The organism is Rhizobacter sp. P5_C2 (assembly GCF_054049715.1).
Window position 1 is genome coordinate 17584 of the sequence record NZ_JBFULV010000041.1, and the last position, 17165, is coordinate 34748.

16 protein-coding genes are annotated in these 17165 nt (G+C 69.9%); 6 read left to right on the forward strand and 10 right to left on the reverse strand.

Going from position 1 to position 17165, the window contains the following annotated elements:
* Positions 1–35: 35 nt before the first annotated feature.
* The 6 genes from ACXJLU_RS16830 to ACXJLU_RS16855 all read right to left on the reverse strand — a co-directional run bounded on the left by ACXJLU_RS16830 (position 36) and on the right by ACXJLU_RS16855 (position 6706).
* Positions 36–812 carry a glycosyltransferase family 2 protein gene (locus tag ACXJLU_RS16830; protein ID WP_457332846.1) on the reverse strand — a complete coding sequence of 259 codons (777 nt, stop codon included), beginning with the start codon at positions 810–812 and terminating at the stop codon, positions 36–38.
* The gene (locus ACXJLU_RS16835; RefSeq protein ID WP_457332848.1) at positions 809–1552 is read right to left on the reverse strand and encodes a lysophospholipid acyltransferase family protein; all 744 of its coding nucleotides are present in this window, start codon (positions 1550–1552) and stop codon (positions 809–811) included. Before ACXJLU_RS16835 ends, ACXJLU_RS16830 begins: the two co-directional genes overlap by 4 nt.
* Entirely contained in the window at positions 1549–2562 is a 1014-nt protein-coding gene (locus ACXJLU_RS16840) for a chorismate transformation FkbO/Hyg5 family protein (protein WP_457332850.1), read from the reverse strand. The genes ACXJLU_RS16835 and ACXJLU_RS16840 overlap by 4 nt, the downstream gene beginning before the upstream one ends.
* 112 nt (positions 2563–2674) lie before the next feature.
* Positions 2675–3736 (reverse strand): patatin-like phospholipase family protein, encoded by a 1062-nt coding sequence (locus ACXJLU_RS16845; protein WP_457332852.1) that lies wholly within the window; start codon positions 3734–3736, stop codon positions 2675–2677.
* A gap of 9 nt (positions 3737–3745) precedes the next feature.
* Positions 3746–4288 carry a superoxide dismutase family protein gene (locus ACXJLU_RS16850; RefSeq protein ID WP_457332854.1) on the reverse strand — a complete coding sequence of 181 codons (543 nt, stop codon included), beginning with the start codon at positions 4286–4288 and terminating at the stop codon, positions 3746–3748.
* Between the two features lie 69 nt (positions 4289–4357).
* Complete coding sequence (locus ACXJLU_RS16855) at positions 4358–6706, reverse strand: Tex family protein (RefSeq protein WP_457332856.1); 2349 nt, start codon at positions 6704–6706, stop codon at positions 4358–4360.
* Between the two features lie 123 nt (positions 6707–6829).
* On the opposite strand from ACXJLU_RS16855, the gene ACXJLU_RS16860 reads away from it, so the two are divergent.
* From ACXJLU_RS16860 to ACXJLU_RS16875, 4 genes are all read left to right on the forward strand, one after another.
* Positions 6830–7207, forward strand: a complete 378-nt coding sequence (locus ACXJLU_RS16860) for a hypothetical protein (protein WP_457332858.1) — start codon at positions 6830–6832, stop codon at positions 7205–7207.
* A gap of 85 nt (positions 7208–7292) precedes the next feature.
* Entirely contained in the window at positions 7293–9371 is a 2079-nt protein-coding gene (locus ACXJLU_RS16865; RefSeq protein ID WP_457332860.1) for a TonB-dependent receptor, read from the forward strand.
* A 241-nt stretch (positions 9372–9612) separates the two neighbouring features.
* Entirely contained in the window at positions 9613–10788 is a 1176-nt protein-coding gene (locus ACXJLU_RS16870; protein ID WP_457332862.1) for a hypothetical protein, read from the forward strand.
* Positions 10789–10943: 155 nt separating this feature from the next.
* A complete protein-coding gene (locus tag ACXJLU_RS16875) occupies positions 10944–11210 on the forward strand; it encodes a DUF4148 domain-containing protein (protein WP_457332864.1) in 267 nt (88 codons plus the stop codon).
* 13 nt (positions 11211–11223) lie between these two features.
* Here ACXJLU_RS16875 and ACXJLU_RS16880 read toward each other — a convergent pair whose 3' ends face one another.
* The 3 genes from ACXJLU_RS16880 to ACXJLU_RS16890 all read right to left on the reverse strand — a co-directional run bounded on the left by ACXJLU_RS16880 (position 11224) and on the right by ACXJLU_RS16890 (position 13882).
* Entirely contained in the window at positions 11224–12468 is a 1245-nt protein-coding gene (locus ACXJLU_RS16880) for a TIGR03862 family flavoprotein (RefSeq protein WP_457332866.1), read from the reverse strand.
* 45 nt (positions 12469–12513) lie between these two features.
* Positions 12514–13011: a cytochrome C gene (locus tag ACXJLU_RS16885; RefSeq protein ID WP_457332868.1), complete on the reverse strand. Its 498-nt coding sequence runs from the start codon at positions 13009–13011 to the stop codon at positions 12514–12516.
* A 118-nt stretch (positions 13012–13129) separates the two neighbouring features.
* Complete coding sequence (locus tag ACXJLU_RS16890) at positions 13130–13882, reverse strand: SDR family NAD(P)-dependent oxidoreductase (RefSeq protein ID WP_457332870.1); 753 nt, start codon at positions 13880–13882, stop codon at positions 13130–13132.
* Between the two features lie 109 nt (positions 13883–13991).
* On the opposite strand from ACXJLU_RS16890, the gene ACXJLU_RS16895 reads away from it, so the two are divergent.
* A complete protein-coding gene (locus tag ACXJLU_RS16895) occupies positions 13992–14882 on the forward strand; it encodes a LysR family transcriptional regulator (RefSeq protein ID WP_457332872.1) in 891 nt (296 codons plus the stop codon).
* Positions 14883–14921: 39 nt separating this feature from the next.
* The gene (locus ACXJLU_RS16900; protein WP_457332874.1) at positions 14922–16409 is read left to right on the forward strand and encodes a C13 family peptidase; all 1488 of its coding nucleotides are present in this window, start codon (positions 14922–14924) and stop codon (positions 16407–16409) included.
* Between the two features lie 374 nt (positions 16410–16783).
* On the opposite strand, the gene ACXJLU_RS16905 is transcribed toward ACXJLU_RS16900, so the two are convergent.
* Complete coding sequence (locus ACXJLU_RS16905) at positions 16784–17161, reverse strand: type II toxin-antitoxin system death-on-curing family toxin (protein WP_457332876.1); 378 nt, start codon at positions 17159–17161, stop codon at positions 16784–16786.
* Between the last annotated feature and the right edge of the window lie 4 nt (positions 17162–17165).

Genomic DNA, 17165 nt, shown 5'->3' on the forward strand with positions numbered 1-17165 from the left:
ACCGGGTAGCCCGGATGCCAATCCGGGATCGTCGATCACGCCCTGTATTGAAACGGCGGCAAGCGCCGCACACGCCGCCACACCAGCACCGGCAGCCGCAGCAAAAACTCCACCATCAGCCGCGCGTGCATCCACGTCAGCAGCACGTTGTCACGCCCATAGCGGAAGTGCGAGACACCGCCCTCCTCCGCCGTCAGGTACTTCACCGGCGCCGGCAGGTTGATCGGCGCGACGCCACGCCATGCGAGCCGCACCACCGCCTCGGTGTCGAAATCGAAGCGCCGCATCCACGGCTGGCGCCGCATCACCGCGATCAGCGGCTCGATCGGGTACACGCGGAAGCCGTACAGCGAATCGCCGATGCCGGCGCCCAGCGTCTCCAGGTCGGTCCAGCCGTTCGAGATGCGCCGCCCGCGCACGCGCAGCAACGGCGCCGATGCGTCGAACACCGGCTTTCCCAGCACCATCGCATCAGGATGCTCGACCGACCGAGCCATGAACTGCGGGATCAGCCCGGCCGGATGCTGCCCGTCCGAATCCATCGTCAGCACGTGCGTGAAGCCCGCTGCCTGAGCCGCGCGCAGCCCGGTCAGCACGGCAGCGCCCTTGCCCTGGTTGCGCGGCAGCACGATCACGTGCAGCTGCGCATCGGACTCGGCCAGGCGCTGCAGCCCTTCGGCCGTGCCGTCGGTGCTGCCATCGACCACCACCCACACCGGCGACCACTGCGCGCGCGCCGCACGCACCGTGTCGTAGACCGTCGCACCGGTGTTGTAGCTCGGGATCAGCACCGCATGCCGGGTTGGGTTCACGTCCGCTCTTTCTTGCACAGTTCTGTTCTGAAATAAGACTCCAACTCGTCCAGCGACAGCGCCGCACTCTCGCGCGGCTCGAAGCGCTCGCCCAGCCGCAGCGTGAACGCCATCGGAAACGGCGGCACGCGCCAGATCGGCCAGCCCTTGCGCAGGTACGGCGAATCGGTCTCGATGAACACCGTCTGGATCGGCACGCCCGCCTTGTGCGCGATCGCCGTCACGCCCGGGCGGAAGCGGTTCAGCATGCCGCCCGCCTCGGTGCGCGTGCCCTCGGGAAACATCACCAGCTGCGCGCCTTCGCGCAGGTTCTCGATCGCGTGGCGCAGCATCGTGCGCGGCGAATCGTTCGGGATGTAGCGCGCGATCCGCGCCCCGGCCCCGAGGAACACGTTGCGCATCAGGTCGCCCTTCATGATGCACACGCCGCGCTGCAACCGCGCGACGATCAGCAGCGCATCGACCATGCTCGGGTGATTGGCCACCACGACCAGCCCGCTCGCGTCGTCATTGAGTCGATCGAGCGCCTGACTGTCGACCTCCATCAATCCGAAACCGGCCGCCAGGTTCCAGAACACGCGGTACGAACTCGCGACCACGTGCCGGCCGATCACCTGCGCGCGCCGCCGCGGCACCACCGGCAGCATCAGCGCGGCGACCAGGCTCCAGACCAGCGACGCCAGGCCCAGCCCGAGCAGCAGCAGGTAGAAACACGCGAGCTGCCAGGCGCGCCGGATCATGGGGGCGACGGCTCCGCGGCAGAGGCGATGCCGTGCGCCTCGATCTCGACCAGCAGGTCGGCGCGGCACACGTCGGCGCGCAGGTAGACGGCGTTGCGCAGCGCCGGCGCCTCGGCGCCCAGCCGCCGCGCCAGCACCTCGCGCACGGTGGGCAGGTCTTGCGGATGGCGGACGTAGACGGTGCAGTCGAGTGCGTCGACGCGATGCGCCTTCGGCCCGATCGTGCTCAGCGCATTGGCCGCATCGACCACCGCCGCCACGTTCGCGAGCGTCTCCTCGGTCTGCCGGGCCACGTCGCCGGCGTGCAGCGTCTGGTGGCCGACGATGCTCGCGGTGCCCGACAGGAACAAGGCCTCGCGCCCGCCGCCGATCGACGCCAGCGCGCCGCGCGAGAAGGTCGGCGCGCGTGGCCCGTATTGCGACGGGTAGCGGTAGGCGCTGACCTGGCGCGGGTTCTCGACCGCCCGCGGCGCCTCGCGTCCGGCCAGGAAATGCACCGTCAGCGGCCCGCGGGTGGTGCCCAGCGCACACGCGGCCGGCGCGCCGTCGAAGGCGCTGCGCCGCGCCGCCAGGAAGGCGTCCTGCCGGCCGATGTTGAACTGCCGGTAGCGCTCCAGCGGGTCAGCACCCTCGCCGGCCTGGACGCTGCCGTTGATGTCGGCCAGGTAGTTCCACACGCGCAGCAGGTGCGGGAAGCCTTCGTCGCGCAGCAACTGGAACAGCTCGTCGTAGACCTGCCGCGCCGCCGCGCCGATGCCACCGGGCAGCGTCGCGTCGTCGATGCACAGCCTGCCCATCAGCCAATGGCCGTCGCTCGTGAAGCGCGCCACACCCCGGTGCTGCTCGCGCGGCGTGCCGGCCGTGCTCCAGGTCTCGGTGATGCTGACAACCCCCGGGCCGGCCGGGTACAGCAGCGCCGGCGCGGCGATATCGCGCGGCTCTTCGGCGGTGTGGATGCGGCGGTCGAGCGCCGGCGTGGCAGTCGATTCGAAGGCGCGACGGAATTGCAAGGGGGACGACAAGGGGAGCGGCGGAGGGAACAACGGCAGGTCGCGCATCCATCGAATTTTAGAGGAGCGCCGTGACGTTTCCGGGGGCGGTCTCCCGGCGTGACGTGACGTCCTACAACGGGTCGGCCTCGGGGCGAACGAGCCAATTCGCGAAATCGTCACGCAGGCGTTCGCTTTCCTGCACCGCGCGGGTCCAGGCCGCCTGCCGCCCGGACACGTCGTCGCCCCAGGATTTGAAGTCGGCCCGGTCGGGCAGCTTGCCGTTCGGCAGCGTCGCGATCCATGCCGGGTTCGGGTACAGCACGATCAGCTTGTCGAGCATCGCGCTGGCCCGGTGGCGGCGCTTGAAGCCCTTGTCGAGCCAGCCCGGCACGACCGTCTTCTGGAAATGCGGGTACAGCGCCAGGCCGTCGTGCATCGACGCGTAGTCGAGATGCAGGTGGTAGTCGGTGATGCCGCCGTCCCAGTAGGCGCCGGTGGGGCCGCCCGGGATGTCGTGCACCGCGTCGAGCCAGAACGGGATCGAGCAGCTCGCGAGGATGCTCGCGCGCAGGTTCGAGCCATCGAGCGCGGCGGTGTGGGTGCGGTAGTCGGTGAGCGCCAGCGGCAAGGCATCGCGCGGGTCGGAGAAGACCACCCGCTCCAGCCAGCCGCCCATCGCGCGGCGGCTCAGCGCATTGGCCGCGAAGGCACCCAGGTAGCCGATCGGTGTGCGCAGCCGCCCCTGGCGGCCGAGCACATGCCGGCCGCGGCTCGTGAAGACATGCAGCCGGTAGCGCGGGTGCTGCAGCACCTGCGCCTCGCGGGCGCCGAACTGGCGCACCAGGTTGTCGGCGAACACCTGGCTGACGTGGGTCGCGGTCGGCTGCTTGCCGGGTGCGTGCTGGTACTGCTGTCCGATGTAGTCGGCCGCCATCTGCGCCAGCTCGCGCGCCGGGTCGTCGAGGCAGCCGGTGGCCATGCGCCACGCGCCGATCGACGCGCCGAGCAGGTGCACCGTGTGATCGCTGCGCGGCAGCCAGTCGCCGAACAGGAAGCGGTCGAGGTGGTTGAGCGCCAGGCCCTTGGGGCCACCGGCGGCGGCCGGGATGGCGCGCACGTCGTGCGGCTGCAGGCCATGCTGGCGCAGGTGCGCGAGGGCCCGCGGGCCGGCACTGACCAGCAGGGCCTTCATCGTGCCCGGTCAGTTGCCGGGGGTCGGATCGCGCTTGATGACGCCGCAGGCGATGCGCGCGCCGGAGTTGCCGGTCGGCTGCGTCGCGTAGTCGTCCTGGCTCGCGTGCACGATCAGCCCGCGGCCGACCAGGTCGGTCGGGCCGGAGCCGATGGTGACGCCGCTCAGCAGGAATTCGAACTCGGCCACGCCGTTCGCATCGGCGGTGATCGCCGGGATGTCGCCGGCATGGTGCTCGCCGAGCGGCGAGCCGTGCGGCTTGCCGGTGGGGTTGAAGTGGCCGCCGGTGCTCAGGCCGTCGCCGCTGGAGCAGTCGCCCTTCTCGTGCGCGTGGAAGCCGTGATCCTGGTTCGGCTTCAGGCCGCGCACCTTGCCCTTGACGAGCACGCGGTCGTCGACCATCTGGAAGGTGACGACGCCGACCGCGGCATTGCCGGTGGTGGGCAGCAGGGTCGCGGTGGCGCTCGGGCCGGGCGCATGGGCGCAGGCGCCGAGCAGCGCGGCCGCGCCGAACGCGGCGATCAGGGCCAGGGGTCGAAGACGTGCATTCATCGCTGTGTTCCTCAGTGAAGTGTCTGAAGTGTCAAACCACGCATGGTGCCCTGAATCGCCGGCCGCGGCTCAGCCCTTGCCTTGCAGCTTCGCAAAGGCAGCCGCCATCGCGGATTGCTGCGACGATGCCTGCTGCTGCGGTGCGCGCTGGCCGCCACCACCGCTGCGCTCGCCTCGCCCCGCCGGCCGGAAGCTGTTGTCGCCCTGGCGCTCGCCGCGCGGTGCGACCACCGCATCGAGCTTCATCGTCAGCGAGATGCGCTTGCGCGCCAGGTCGACCTCGAGCACCTTGACCTTGACGATGTCGCCGGTCTTGACGACCTCGCGCGCATCGGTGACGAACTTGTTGCTCAGCTGGCTCACGTGCACCAGCCCGTCCTGGTGCACGCCCAGGTCGATGAAGGCGCCGAACTGCGCGACGTTGCTGACGGTGCCCTCGAGCGTCATGCCCGGCTGCAGGTCCTTCAGGTCTTCGACGCCGTCGTTGAAGCGCGCCACCTTGAAGTCGGGGCGCGGGTCGCGGCCCGGCTTCTCGAGCTCGGCGAAGATGTCCTTCACCGTGATCGCGCCGAACTTGTCGCTCGCGAAGGCCTCGGGCTTCAGCGCGCGGATCACGTCGCTGCGGCCCATCACCTCGGCGGCCGGCTTGTTGACCGCGGCCATGATCTTCTCGACCACCGGGTAGGTTTCCGGGTGCACGCCGGACTGGTCGAGCGGGTTGTCGCCGCCGCGGATGCGCAGGAAACCGGCGCTCTGCTCGAAGGTCTTCGCGCCCAGCCCGCTCACGTCCAGCAGCTGCTGGCGGTTGCGGAATGCGCCGTTCGCATCGCGCCAGCGCACGATGCTCGCGGCCACCGCGCTGCTCAGGCCCGACACGCGCGACAGCAGCGGCGCCGACGCGGTGTTCAGGTCGACGCCGACCGAGTTCACGCAATCCTCGATCACGGTGTCGAGGCTGCGCGCAAGCTCGCTCTGGTTCACGTCATGCTGGTACTGGCCGACGCCGATGCTCTTCGGCTCGATCTTCACCAGCTCGGCAAGCGGATCCTGCAGGCGCCGCGCGATGCTCACCGCGCCACGCAGGCTCACGTCGAGGTCGGGCAGCTCCTTGCTGGCGTACTCGCTGGCCGAGTAGACCGACGCGCCGGCCTCGCTGACCACCACCTTCTCGATGTGGGTGCCGGGCGCGAGCTGCTGGATGCGCTTGATCAGGTCGGACGCGAGCTTGTCGGTCTCGCGGCTCGCGGTGCCGTTGCCGATCGCGATCAGGTTGACGCCGTGCGTCGCGCACAGCCGGCCCAGCGTATGCAGCGAGCCTTCCCAGTCGTTGCGCGGCTCGTGCGGGTAGACGGTGTGGGTGTCCAACACCTTGCCGGTCGCGTCGACCACCGCGACCTTCACGCCGGTGCGGATGCCGGGGTCCAACCCCATCACGACGCGCGGGCCGGCCGGCGCGGCCAGCAGCAGGTCGCGCAGGTTCTCGGCGAACACCTTGATCGCGACCTTCTCGGCGTCTTCGCGCAAGCGGCTGAACAGGTCGCGCTCCAGGCTCAGGCTCAGCTTGACCTTCCAGGTCCAGCCGACGGTCTTGCGGATCAGGTCGTCGGCCGGGCGCTTCTTGTGGCTCCAGCCGAGGTGCACCGCGATGCGGCCTTCGGCGATCGTCGGCTGCCCCGGCACCACTTCTTCATCGAGCACCAGCTTCGCGTCGAGGAACTCGAGCGTGCGGCCGCGGAACACCGCGAGCGCGCGGTGCGACGGCACACGGTTGATCGGCTCGTCGTACTCGAAGTAGTCGCGGAACTTGGAGACGTCGGGGTGATTGACGTCCTTGCCGTCCATCAGCTTCGAGCGCAGCAGGCCTTCGTCCCACAGCCAGCTGCGCAGCTTGCCGACCAGCGCGGCGTCTTCGGCCCAGCGCTCGCTGAGCAGGTCGCGCACGCCGTCGAGCACCGCGAGCGCGTCGGCAAAACCGCCTTCGGCATTGATGAAGGCCACCGCCTCGGCGGCCGGGTCGAGCGAGGGGTCGGCGAACAGCTTGTCGGCCAGGGGCTCCAGCCCGGCCTCGCGGGCGATCATGCCCTTGGTGCGACGGCGCGGCTTGAACGGCAGGTAGAGGTCTTCCAGCTCCTGTTTGGTGGGCGCGGCCTCGATCGCGGCGCGCAGCGCGGGCGTCAGCTTGCCCTGCTCGTCGATGCTCTTCAGCACGGCCTCGCGGCGGTCTTCGAGCTCGCGCAGGTACGACAGGCGGGATTCGAGCTCGCGCAGCTGGATGTCGTCGAGGTTGTCGGTGGCTTCCTTGCGGTAGCGGGCGATGAAGGGCACCGTGGCCCCGCCGTCCAGCAGTTGCACCGCGGCGTTCACTTGCACCGGCCGAACCTTCAGCTCGGCGGCGATCTGCAGAAGAATCTTGTCCAAAACGAGGGGGCCTGCCAGAGGCTTGTAGAGCATGAAAGCGGCGGAGTTTGCCACACGGTCATCGCCGGGCCGCCGGGCGGATTTGTCACTGTTTGCTATGCTCGCGGCCTTCGCGCCCTCCCGATGCTGTCCCACCCCTTCGCCCTCACCCGTGCCTCGCGCCGCATCGCCTTCGCGGCCGTGCTGCTCGTGTCGCTCGTGCTCGCGCAGGCGCTGGGCTTGATGCACGGCATCGCGCACATGCGCCATGCACCGGGCACGGCGACAACGTCGACGGCGAAGGCCGACTCGGGCTGGGTCGCCAAGCTGTTCGCCGGCCACCAGCACGGCGGCGATTGCGACGTCTACGACCAGTTGAGCCATGGCGATGCGCTGCACGCCGTGGCGCCGATGTTCGCGGCCGTCGAGTTCACGCAGACGCCGGTGGCGCTGCACCGCGGCTGGCACATCGCCACGCAATCCTCGGGCTTTCTCGCCCGCGGGCCCCCTTCCCTGAGCTGATCCGCCTTTCCAGGTTCGTCATCCGGGCCCGGCTGCGCACGCGCACGCCGGCCCCGGTTTCATCAGCTTTGTTGGAAGTCTCCCCATGAATTCGCTCGTCTCGAAGCGCCACGCCGTGTCCGTGGCCGTCTCTCTTGCCTTTTCGTCCGCTGCCTTTGCTCAATCGACCTCGGCCGCCGCCATCGCGCCGGCCGCTGCAGCCAGCGCCCCGACCACGCTCGACAAGGTCGTGATCACCGGCAACCCGCTCGGCCGCAGCGACATCGCCGCGCCGGTCTCGGTGCTGACTGGCGATGCGCTGACACTGCGCCGCGGCAGCTCGATCGGCGAGACGCTGAACGGCATGCCCGGCGTGTCGTCGACGTATTTCGGCCCGAACGCGAACCGCCCGGTGATCCGCGGGCTCGACGGCGACCGCGTGCGCATGCTCAGCAATGCCGGTGGCTCGCTCGATGCGTCGAGCCTGAGCTTCGACCACGCGGTGCCGATCGATCCGCTGATCGCCGACCGCATCGAGGTGCTGCGCGGCCCGGGCGCGCTGCTGTATGGCGGCAGCGCGGTCGGCGGCGTCGTCAACACGCTGGACAACCGCATCCCGTCGAGCCCGATCACCGGGCTGGGCGGCTCGGCCGAAGTGCGGCTGGGCGGTGCCGATGCCGAGCGCGGCGGCGCGGCGCTGCTGGAGACCGGCAACGGCCAGTTCGGGCTGCATGTGGACGCCTTCGGCCGCAAGACCTCGGACCTGCACGTGCCGAGCTTCACGCCGCGCGCCGACGGCGCGGACCAGCCGGAGACGAAACGCGTGCGCGCGTCGGCCAGCGACACGCATGGCGGCGCGGTCGGCGGCTCGCTGTTCTTCGACCAGGGCTACGTCGGCCTGTCGGTCGACACCTACCGCAGCACCTATGGCGCGGTCGCCGAGCCCGATGTGGACATCGACATGAAGCGCGACCACGTCGGCCTGGCCGGCGAGGTCAAGCGGCTGGACGGCCCGTTCACCGGCGTGCGCGCGAGCTTCAACCACACGCGCTACCAGCACCAGGAGGTCGACACCGGCACCGGCGCGGTCGGCACCACCTTCAAGACCTCGGGCGACGAGCTGCGCGTCGAGGCCACGCACGCGGCGATCGGGCCGGTGCAGGGGGTGGTCGGGTTGCAGCTGGAGGATTTCGATTTCTCGGCGCTCGGCGATGAAGCCTTCGTGCCGAGCACGCGCACCAAGCGGCAGGCGCTGTTCGCGCTGGAGGACCTGAGCTGGAGCGGCGGCACGCTGACCGCCGGGCTGCGCGTGGAGCATGCGCGCATCACGTCGGACGGCGATGCCGCCGATGCGGTCGAGCCGAAGTTCGGCGCGGCGGATGCGCGCAGTTTTCCGGTGCGCAGCGCGTCGCTGGCCAACGTCTACAAGCTGACGCCGGCCTGGTCGCTGAGCGGCTCGCTGAGCTACACCGAGCGCGCACCGACCTCGTTCGAGCTGTATGCGAACGGGGTGCACGCGGCCACCGGCGCGTTCGAGCGCGGCGACACGACCCTGGGCGTGGAACGCGGCAACAACATCGACGTGGCGCTGGCGTGGAAGGACGATGGCAACGAGCTGCGGCTGGGCGCGTTCAGCACGCGCTTCTCGCGCTTCATCTCGCTGGAAGCGACCGGTCAGCAGATCGAGGCCGAAGGCGATGACGGCCCGGAGTCGTTCCCCGAGTACGCATTCCGCGCGGTGCGCGCGCGGTTGAACGGCATCGAGATCAACGGCAAGCACCGGTTGCTGCGGCAGGACGGCTGGACGCTGGGGCTGGACGGCAAGCTCGACTACACGCGGGCGACCAACCTCGACACCGGCGAGGCGCTGCCGCGCGTCGCGCCGCTGCGCACGCTGGTTGGGCTGGACGTCGACAGCGGGCCGTGGAGCGCGCGCCTGGAGGTGGACAGCGCGGCGAAGCAGAACCGCGTGCCGGCGACCGACGTGTCGACCGACGGCTACACGATCGTCAACGCGTCGCTGGCACGGCATTTCGCGATCGGCAGCAGCGACGCGCTGTGGTTCCTGAAGCTCGGCAACCTGGGCGACAAGCTGGCGTACAGCGCGTCGACGGTGCAGACGGTGCGGGATCTGTCGCCACTGCCGGGAAGGTCGGTGAAGACGGGGGTGCGCGTCAGCTTCTGAGGCTTCACTCTCCATGAGCGAGCGCGGACGCAGCGTGCCGCCACGCTGCGTTCGCCACCATGCCGTTTCACGTGGTAGCCAATTGGAACGTATTGGTATTTAAATGGTCATACGATCGATTTTCCGATCGAAAGGCAGTCTGCTTTCTCGGCCCTGAGCACGGTCATGGCGCTGCCGAAGTCTGTCGATGACATGACTCATGCTTTTTCTGACAACCGCTTTGCAGTTCGAAAGGAAAACAATGAGTTCGACCTCCCTCAAGCGTTCGCGCGTGTTCGACCTGTTGCTGGCGAGCAGCGCGCTCCTCGCCGCCGGCTCTGCGACCGCCGCCGATCCGGTGTGCGCTCCAGCCTGGAACAGAAACACCTCGTATGCCGGCGGCAGCCACGTCAGCCAGAACCTGACCAACTACACCGCCGCCTACCGCACGATCGACGAGAACCCGAACCCGCACAGCGGGCCTGCGGGCAGCGGGCAACCCTGGGTCACCGACGGGCCGTGCGGGAACGCACCGGCGCCTTCGCCCGCGCCGTCACCTTCTCCTGCGCCGTCTCCTGCGCCCGCTCCGGCCCCGGCGCCCGCCCCTGCTCCGGCGCCGTCTCCCGCACCTGCGCCCGCGTCGAGCGCCATCGTCGGCGGCTACTACCCGTGGTGGGTCGGCTCGCCGATCCGGCTGCGCGACATCGACCCGCACTTCAACCTCATCTACCTGTTCGCCGCGACACCGCCCGGCGGCGATACCTCGGGCAACGTGCGCTGGCAGGCCCCGGCGGACGGCAACGGCGCCTGGACGCACTGGGTCGAGGACATGCAGTACGCCCGCAGCGTGCAGAAGCGGAAGATCATCCTGTCGGTCGGCGGGGCCGGTTTCGGCATGTCCTTCCCCGACCGAGCCAAGTCGACCACCTTCGTCGACAGCATCGATGCGCTCTACACGCAGTGGCAGGGCTTCGACGGGCTGGACTTCAACACCTTCGAAGGCTCGCAGTCGCCCGACACCGGCGAGATGATCTGGATCGCCAAGGAGCTGAAGCGCCGCCACCCCGGCTTCATCATTTCCGCGCCGCCGGCGCCGTGGAACCAGGTCGACCAGGCCTTCTGCAAGACGATGCTGGACGCGGGCGCGCTGGACTACTGCGCCCCGCAGTACTACGACGGCCCGAACCTCGCGGACCCGAACTGGATCCTGCCGAACGTCGACCTGTGGATGACGCTGCTCGGCCCGGAGCACGTCGTGATCGGCTTCGGCGTCGACCCGCAGGCCTACAACTACGAGACCATCGAGACGGCGGTCAGCGTGTGGACGCAGATCAAGGCGCGCTATCCGAAGGTGCGCGGTGCCTTCGACTGGCAGATCAACAACGACGCGCTGCAGGGCTACCCGTTCGCGAAGCAGCTGGGGCCGCTGGTGCCTTGAGGGCGAGCTGACGCCAGCCGTTCGCGTCGCGCCGGCGGCGCTTCGCGACCGCGGCGAACGCCTCGTCGCATCGCGATGTCGCGGGCGTCAGCGCATCGCCACAGTCCACTCCATCGACGACAGGTCGCCGTCGAACCCACCCGCTGGAGTCCGCCATGAACCGCACCGCCCTCACCTGTTTCTTCACCGCCGCCCTCGCCTTCGGCAGCGCCGCCGCGATGGCCCAGGACGCCGCCGCCCCGAAGACCCGTGCGCAAGTCCACGCCGAGCTGATCGAGGCACGTGCGCAAGGCACGCTGCCGATGGGCGGCGAGTTCGCCGGCACGATGCGGCATGACGCACCCGCCGCCAACGACACCCGCACCGCAGAACGCAGCCCGAAGCGCGCCGAACCGAAGGCGCCGGTCGCCGCCGGCGGCTGATCCGCAGCTTTGCTCAGCCCGTGCGCGCGCTCGCCAGCCAGTCGAGCGCGCCTTGCGCGGCCACGCGCGCGCTCGCCATCGTCGCGGTCAGCAAATAGCCGCCGGTCGGTGCCTCCCAGTCGAGCATCTCGCCTGCGACGAACACGCCGGGCAGCGCGCGCAGCATCAGCGCCTCATCCAGCGCCGCGGCGCGCACGCCGCCGGCGCTGCTGATCGCCTCGTCGATCGGCCGCGCGGCACCCACGCCGATGCGCAGGCCCTTGATGTGCGCGGCCAGGCGCTGCGGGTCGGCCAGGTCCGCCTTCGGCACCAGCTCGTGCAGCAGGCTCGCCTTCACGCCGTGCAGGCCGAGCCGCGTCTTCAGGTGCGTCGACAGCGAGCGCGGCCCGCGCGGGTGCGCGAGCTCGGCTTCCACCCATTCCAGCGGGCGCGCCGGCAGCAGGTCGAGCGCGAAGCTCGCCCGGCCCTGCGCCTCGATGGCATCGCGCAATCGCGCCGACGCGGCATACACCAGGCTGCCTTCGACGCCGGTCTGCGTGACGACGAACTCGCCCGCCTGCCGCCAGCCGTCGTCGAGCGCGATCGCCACCGACTTCAGCGGCTCGCCGGCGAAGCGGCTGCGGAAATGCTCGCTCCATGCCGGCGCCACGTCGAAGCCGCAGTTCGACGGCCGCAACGGCGCCACGTCGACCGCGCGCTGCGCGAGCCACGGCACCCACGCGCCATCGGAGCCGAGCCGCGACCAGCTCTCCCCGCCCAGTGCCAGCAGCACCGCCTCGGCGCGCACGCTGTGCTCGCCGTCGGCCGATGCAAAGCGCAAGGCGCCATCGTCAGCCCAGCCGAGCCAGCGCTGCCGCATGTGGAATCGCACGCCGGCCGCGCGCAGCCGCTGCAGCCACGCACGCAGCAGCGGCGCGGCCTTCATGTCGGTCGGGAACACGCGGCCGGAGCTGCCGACGAAGGTGTCGATGCCGAGCCCGCTCACCCACTCGCGCAGCTGCTGCGGGCCGAACGCATCGAGCCAGCCCGCCACCTGCTCGCGCTGCGCGCCATAGCGCTCGACGAACGCCGGCAGCGGCTCGCTGTGCGTCAGGTTCAGGCCGCCCTTGCCGGCCAGCAGGAACTTGCGGCCGACCGACGGCATCGCGTCGTACAGGTCGACCTGCACGCCGCCGGCGGCGAGGCGCTCGGCCGCCATCAGGCCGGCCGGCCCCCCTCCGATGATCACGACGTTGGCAGTGGAGGCGATGGCAGGCATGGGCGGGGGACACAGCGGGAAAGGGCCCGCATTGTCCCCCGCGGCTCACTTGGCCGGCGGCGGCTCCGGGAACAGCACGACCGGCCCGTTCGCCTTGCGCCCCGGCGGCAGGTACGCCGGCGATTCGCCACCCGTCGCGCCGAGCGACGTGATGAAGGCATGCATCGCGCGCAGGTCCGGCTCACTGAAATCGCGCAGCACGAACCACGGCATCGGCGGCCGCGTCTCGATCGTGTGCGCCACCTTGACCCATTGGTCGGCCGTCACTCGGCTGAAATAGTTGCGCAGGTTCGGCGCGTAGGTCGTGCCCCACGGGCCGCTCCAGCCGAGCGGGCTGCCGGTCAGCCATTGCGCCTGCGGCACCTTGCCGCCGGTCTCGCCGTAGTTGACGGTGTGGCAGTCGTTGCAACCGCCGATCTTCACGAGGTAGCGGCCGTGCTCGATCACGGAAGCTTGATCGGCCTTGGCAGGCGGCGCGGCAGATGCCACGAGCGACAGGCCGGCCAGCAAGGCAGCGGCAGAGGTCAGCAGGAATGTTCTCATCGGGATGCGTCGACAAAAATGCGTCGACAAAGAGTTGTGGAACCGGCACCTACGACCCGATGCGCCGCACGGACGCATCGGGTTCCATTCGATGACGGTATGGGTCGACGCTCGAGACTCAGTACTGCCCGCCCGACGCCGTGATGCGGTCGCCGGTGATCCAGCGCGCGTCGTCGCTCGCGAGGAACACCGCGAGGCCGCCGATGTCGTCCGGCCGGCCGAAGCGCCCCGCGGGGATCGCGGCGAGCATCGCCTTGTGCATGTCGGAGCCGTCGGTCACGCCCATCGTCGCGAGGCCTTCGGTCGCGGTCGCGCCCGGCGCGATCGTGTTGACGCGGATGTTGCGGCCCGCCAGTTCGATCGCCAGCGCCCGCGTGATCGCATCGACCGCGCCCTTGCTCGCCGAGTAGACCGCGCTGCCCGGCATGCGCGCGGTGCTCGCGATCGAGCCGATGTTGACGATGCTGCCGCCGGCCGCGCCGAAGTGCCGCGCCGCCTCCCGCGACGCGAGCAGCGTGCCCAGCACGTTGGTGTCGAACTGCGTGCGGTAGTCGTCGTCGGTCACCGATTCCAGCGGCCCGAAGCGGTACACGCCGGCGTTGTTGACCAGCACGTCGACGCCGCCGAAGGCCCGCTTCGCCTCGGCGAACAGCCGCTTCACGTCGGCCGGCTTCGACACGTCGCCCTGCACCGCGATCGCGCGGCCGCCCTGCTTCGCGATCTGCGCGACCACTGCCTCGGCACCGGCCCGGCTGCTCGCGTAGTTCACGACCACCGCGGCGCCCGCGCCGGCCAATGCCGTGGCGATGCCCGCCCCGATGCCCTTCGAGCCACCGGTCACGACGGCCACCTTGTTGTTCAGCTTGCTCATGGTTCTGTCCTGTTGTTGCTGGCGCCTGGCTGGCGTCGGAACGAATGGTGTTTGATTCGCCCATGACGCGGTAGCCGTCCCCATCGGCTAAGTTATATTCGCCAGCCAAATGACTGACCGACTCACCGCCCTGCACCTGTTCGCCCGCGTCGCCCGCAGCGGCAACTTCTCGCGCGCCGGGCGCGAGCTGGGGTTCTCGCAGCCGTCGGCCTCGCGCATCGTCAGCGAGCTGGAGCGCGAAGTGGGCGTCGCGCTGTTCACGCGCACGACCCGCGCGGTCACGCTCACCGAGGCCGGGGTCGACTACCTGGCGCGCGTCGAGGCCATCCTCGACGCGCTCGACGAAGCCGACCATGCGGCACGCGGCAGCGGCGAACTGCGCGGCGTGCTGCGGGTCGGCGTGGCGGCGAGCTTCGGCGTGCGCGAGCTGATCCCGCGGCTGCCGGCCTTCACCGAGCGTCACCCGGCGCTGCGCATCGAGCTGCTGATGAACGACCAGCGGCAGGACCTGGTGCACGAAGGTGTCGACATCGCATTGCGCTTCGGCGAGCTCGCCGATTCGGTCGCGACCGCGCGCCGGCTCGGCGCCACGCGGCGGATGCTGGTCGCGTCGCCCGCGTACCTGGAACGCGCCGGCATGCCGCAGTCCCCCGACGACCTGGCCTTACACCGCTTCATCGCCGGGCCGGTCGGCCCCGGAGTGCGAGGCATCCCGATGACGCTCGACGGCCGCTCGCTGCTCATGCGCGTGCAGAGCCGGCTGATGGTCACCGTCAACGAGGGCGCGACCGCCGCGGCGGTGGCCGGCATGGGCATCGCGATGAGCGGCCACTGGGGCTGCCGCGCCGAACTCGACGCCGGCCGCCTGCAGCAGGTGCTGCCCGAATGGGACCTCGGCGCGACCGAACTGCACGCGGTGTTCCCGGCCGGTCGTGCCGCGAAGCCTGCGGCGCGTGCGCTGGGCGAGTTCATCGCAACCGCATTGGCCGATCCGGCGTGAGCGTTTGGTAGATTCGCCCGCCTGGGAGAACACCATCACATGACCGATACCGGACTGAACGACCCGATCGACCCCATCGCCACCGCCTCCGACGGCCCGCCACCGCCACGCCAACTGCCCCGCGGCGCCCTCGGAGCCTGGTGGCACCAGGGCATCCGCACCGCGCTGCTGATGCGTGCCGACTGGAGCGGCCTGCAGGCCACGCCGGCCATCACCGCGTGCCTGCTGCTCGTGCCCCTCGCGCTCGGCGTGCTGGTCGAGCGGCTGTTCATCGTCGGCCCGGCGTCGTTCTATTGGCCGACGCTGATGACGTCCCGCTGGATGGGGCTCGCGCTGCTGGTCTGGGCCTGCTGGCTGCTGATGCGCGAACCGCGGCGCGGCGACGGCGGCCACCGTGGCGCGCCCGATGCGGCAGCGCTGTTCGCGATGCTGTGCGCTCAGGGCCTGCCGACGCTGGTGGTGCTGTCGCTGCTGCTGGTGCCGATGGCCCGCAACGGCCTGTACGGCAGCGGCGGCGAAGGCGGCTGGCTGGCCTGGGGCACCTGGTGGCTCGCGATCGGCTGGCTGTTCCTCGCGCAGGCGGTGTTGCTGTGGCGCGCCGGCACGCGGCTCGCGCCGCGCCTGGGCGCGCTGCTGATCGTCGCCGCGACGCTGGTGACCAACCAGTGGCTCAACCGCGCGGCGCACTGGTACCCGGCGCGCGCCGAAACCGCCGAGGGCGAAGACGACGCGGCGCCTCGCTTCAAGCTGACGCAGGAGCTGGTCGAGCAGCAATCGCAGCTGCTGCAGACCCGGCTGCAGGCGCTCGCGCCGCAGCGCAAGGGCACGATCGACGTCTACACGCTGACCTTCGCGCCGAACGCCGAAGAAGAGGTGTTCCGCCGCGAGAGCGCGATGGTGGCCGACGTGATGACGACCCGCTTCGACAGTGCCGGCCGCGCGCTGCAGCTGGTCAGCCACCACGACGACCCGGCCTCGTTCGCGTGGGCCACGCCGGTCAACCTGCAGCGCGCGATCACGCGCATGGCCGCGCTGATGGACCGCGACGAAGACGTGCTGTTCCTGCACCTCACCTCGCACGGCGCGCGCGACGGGCAGCTCGCGTCGTCGTTCTGGCCGCTGGAGGTCGCCTCGGTCACGCCGGGGATGCTGAAGGGCTGGCTCGATGCAGCGGGCATCCGCCACCGCGTGATCTCGGTGTCGGCCTGCTACTCGGGCAGCTGGATCGCGCCGCTGTCGGACCCCGACACGCTGGTGATGACGGCGGCCGATGCCGACCACACCTCGTACGGCTGCGGCCGGCGCTCGCCGCTGACCTTCTTCGGCCGCGCGATGTACGACGAAGGCATGCGCAGCACCTGGTCGTTCGAGGAAGCGCATGCGGCTGCACGCACGCGCATCGAGCAACGCGAGAAGGAAGCCGGCAAGACCGACGGCTACTCGAACCCGCAGATCGCGGTGGGCGAACGGATGCGCGAGACGCTGGCGGCGCTGGTGAAGCAGCGCGCCGCGGCGGCGGGGCAGTAGATCGGTCAGTCCCCTATGCAGGCTTGCAGGGTCCGCTGACAAATCCTTGCGACCTCGCCGAGCACCTACTGCAGCAGAATCGAAATTCCTTAACGACCAAGGAACACCTATGCGCAATAGACCGGAATCGTGTGCAAGAGCGACCCGCGAAAGCTCGCGAATCTTGCAAACGTTACGGATTCACGGAAGGCACGGATCCCTTCGCGCAATGCGTTCAAAAGGACGTCAACGCAGCCAAGGATCGGGATTCCGCCGAAACCGCTGCGGCCCGTGAGGCCATGAAGACATCGAACACGACCTGCGTCAAGACGATCAGCGGAATGGATTGCACGACGCGATAACACCGCGGAAACCCCTGTCCCACACCAGCGGCGTCAGGCGTCGCGAAGTTGAACGAGGGAAAAGAATATGTCGGCCAGTTCCTTGTGCTCAACGTGACCCTGAGCAACATCAACCATCACTTCTTCCAGCTGCGGACTGCGAGGCAGCGTGATGTCCTGAGTCTCCAGGTACGTCAGGGCGCTCACCAACGCCGTGCGCTTGTTCGCGTCATTGAAGACGTGGCCTCGCGCAATCGCGACGGCGTACATCGCCGCAATCTCATAGGCGTCGTTCATGCCCATGTACGTGATTCGATTGATGACTCGTGAGAGCGCACCTTCGACGGCACCCAGGCCATGATCCCCGCGCAATCCACCCTCGGTCTCCACGATCAGGTCGTGAATATCGACCACATCCTGCGGGTCAAGCATCGCC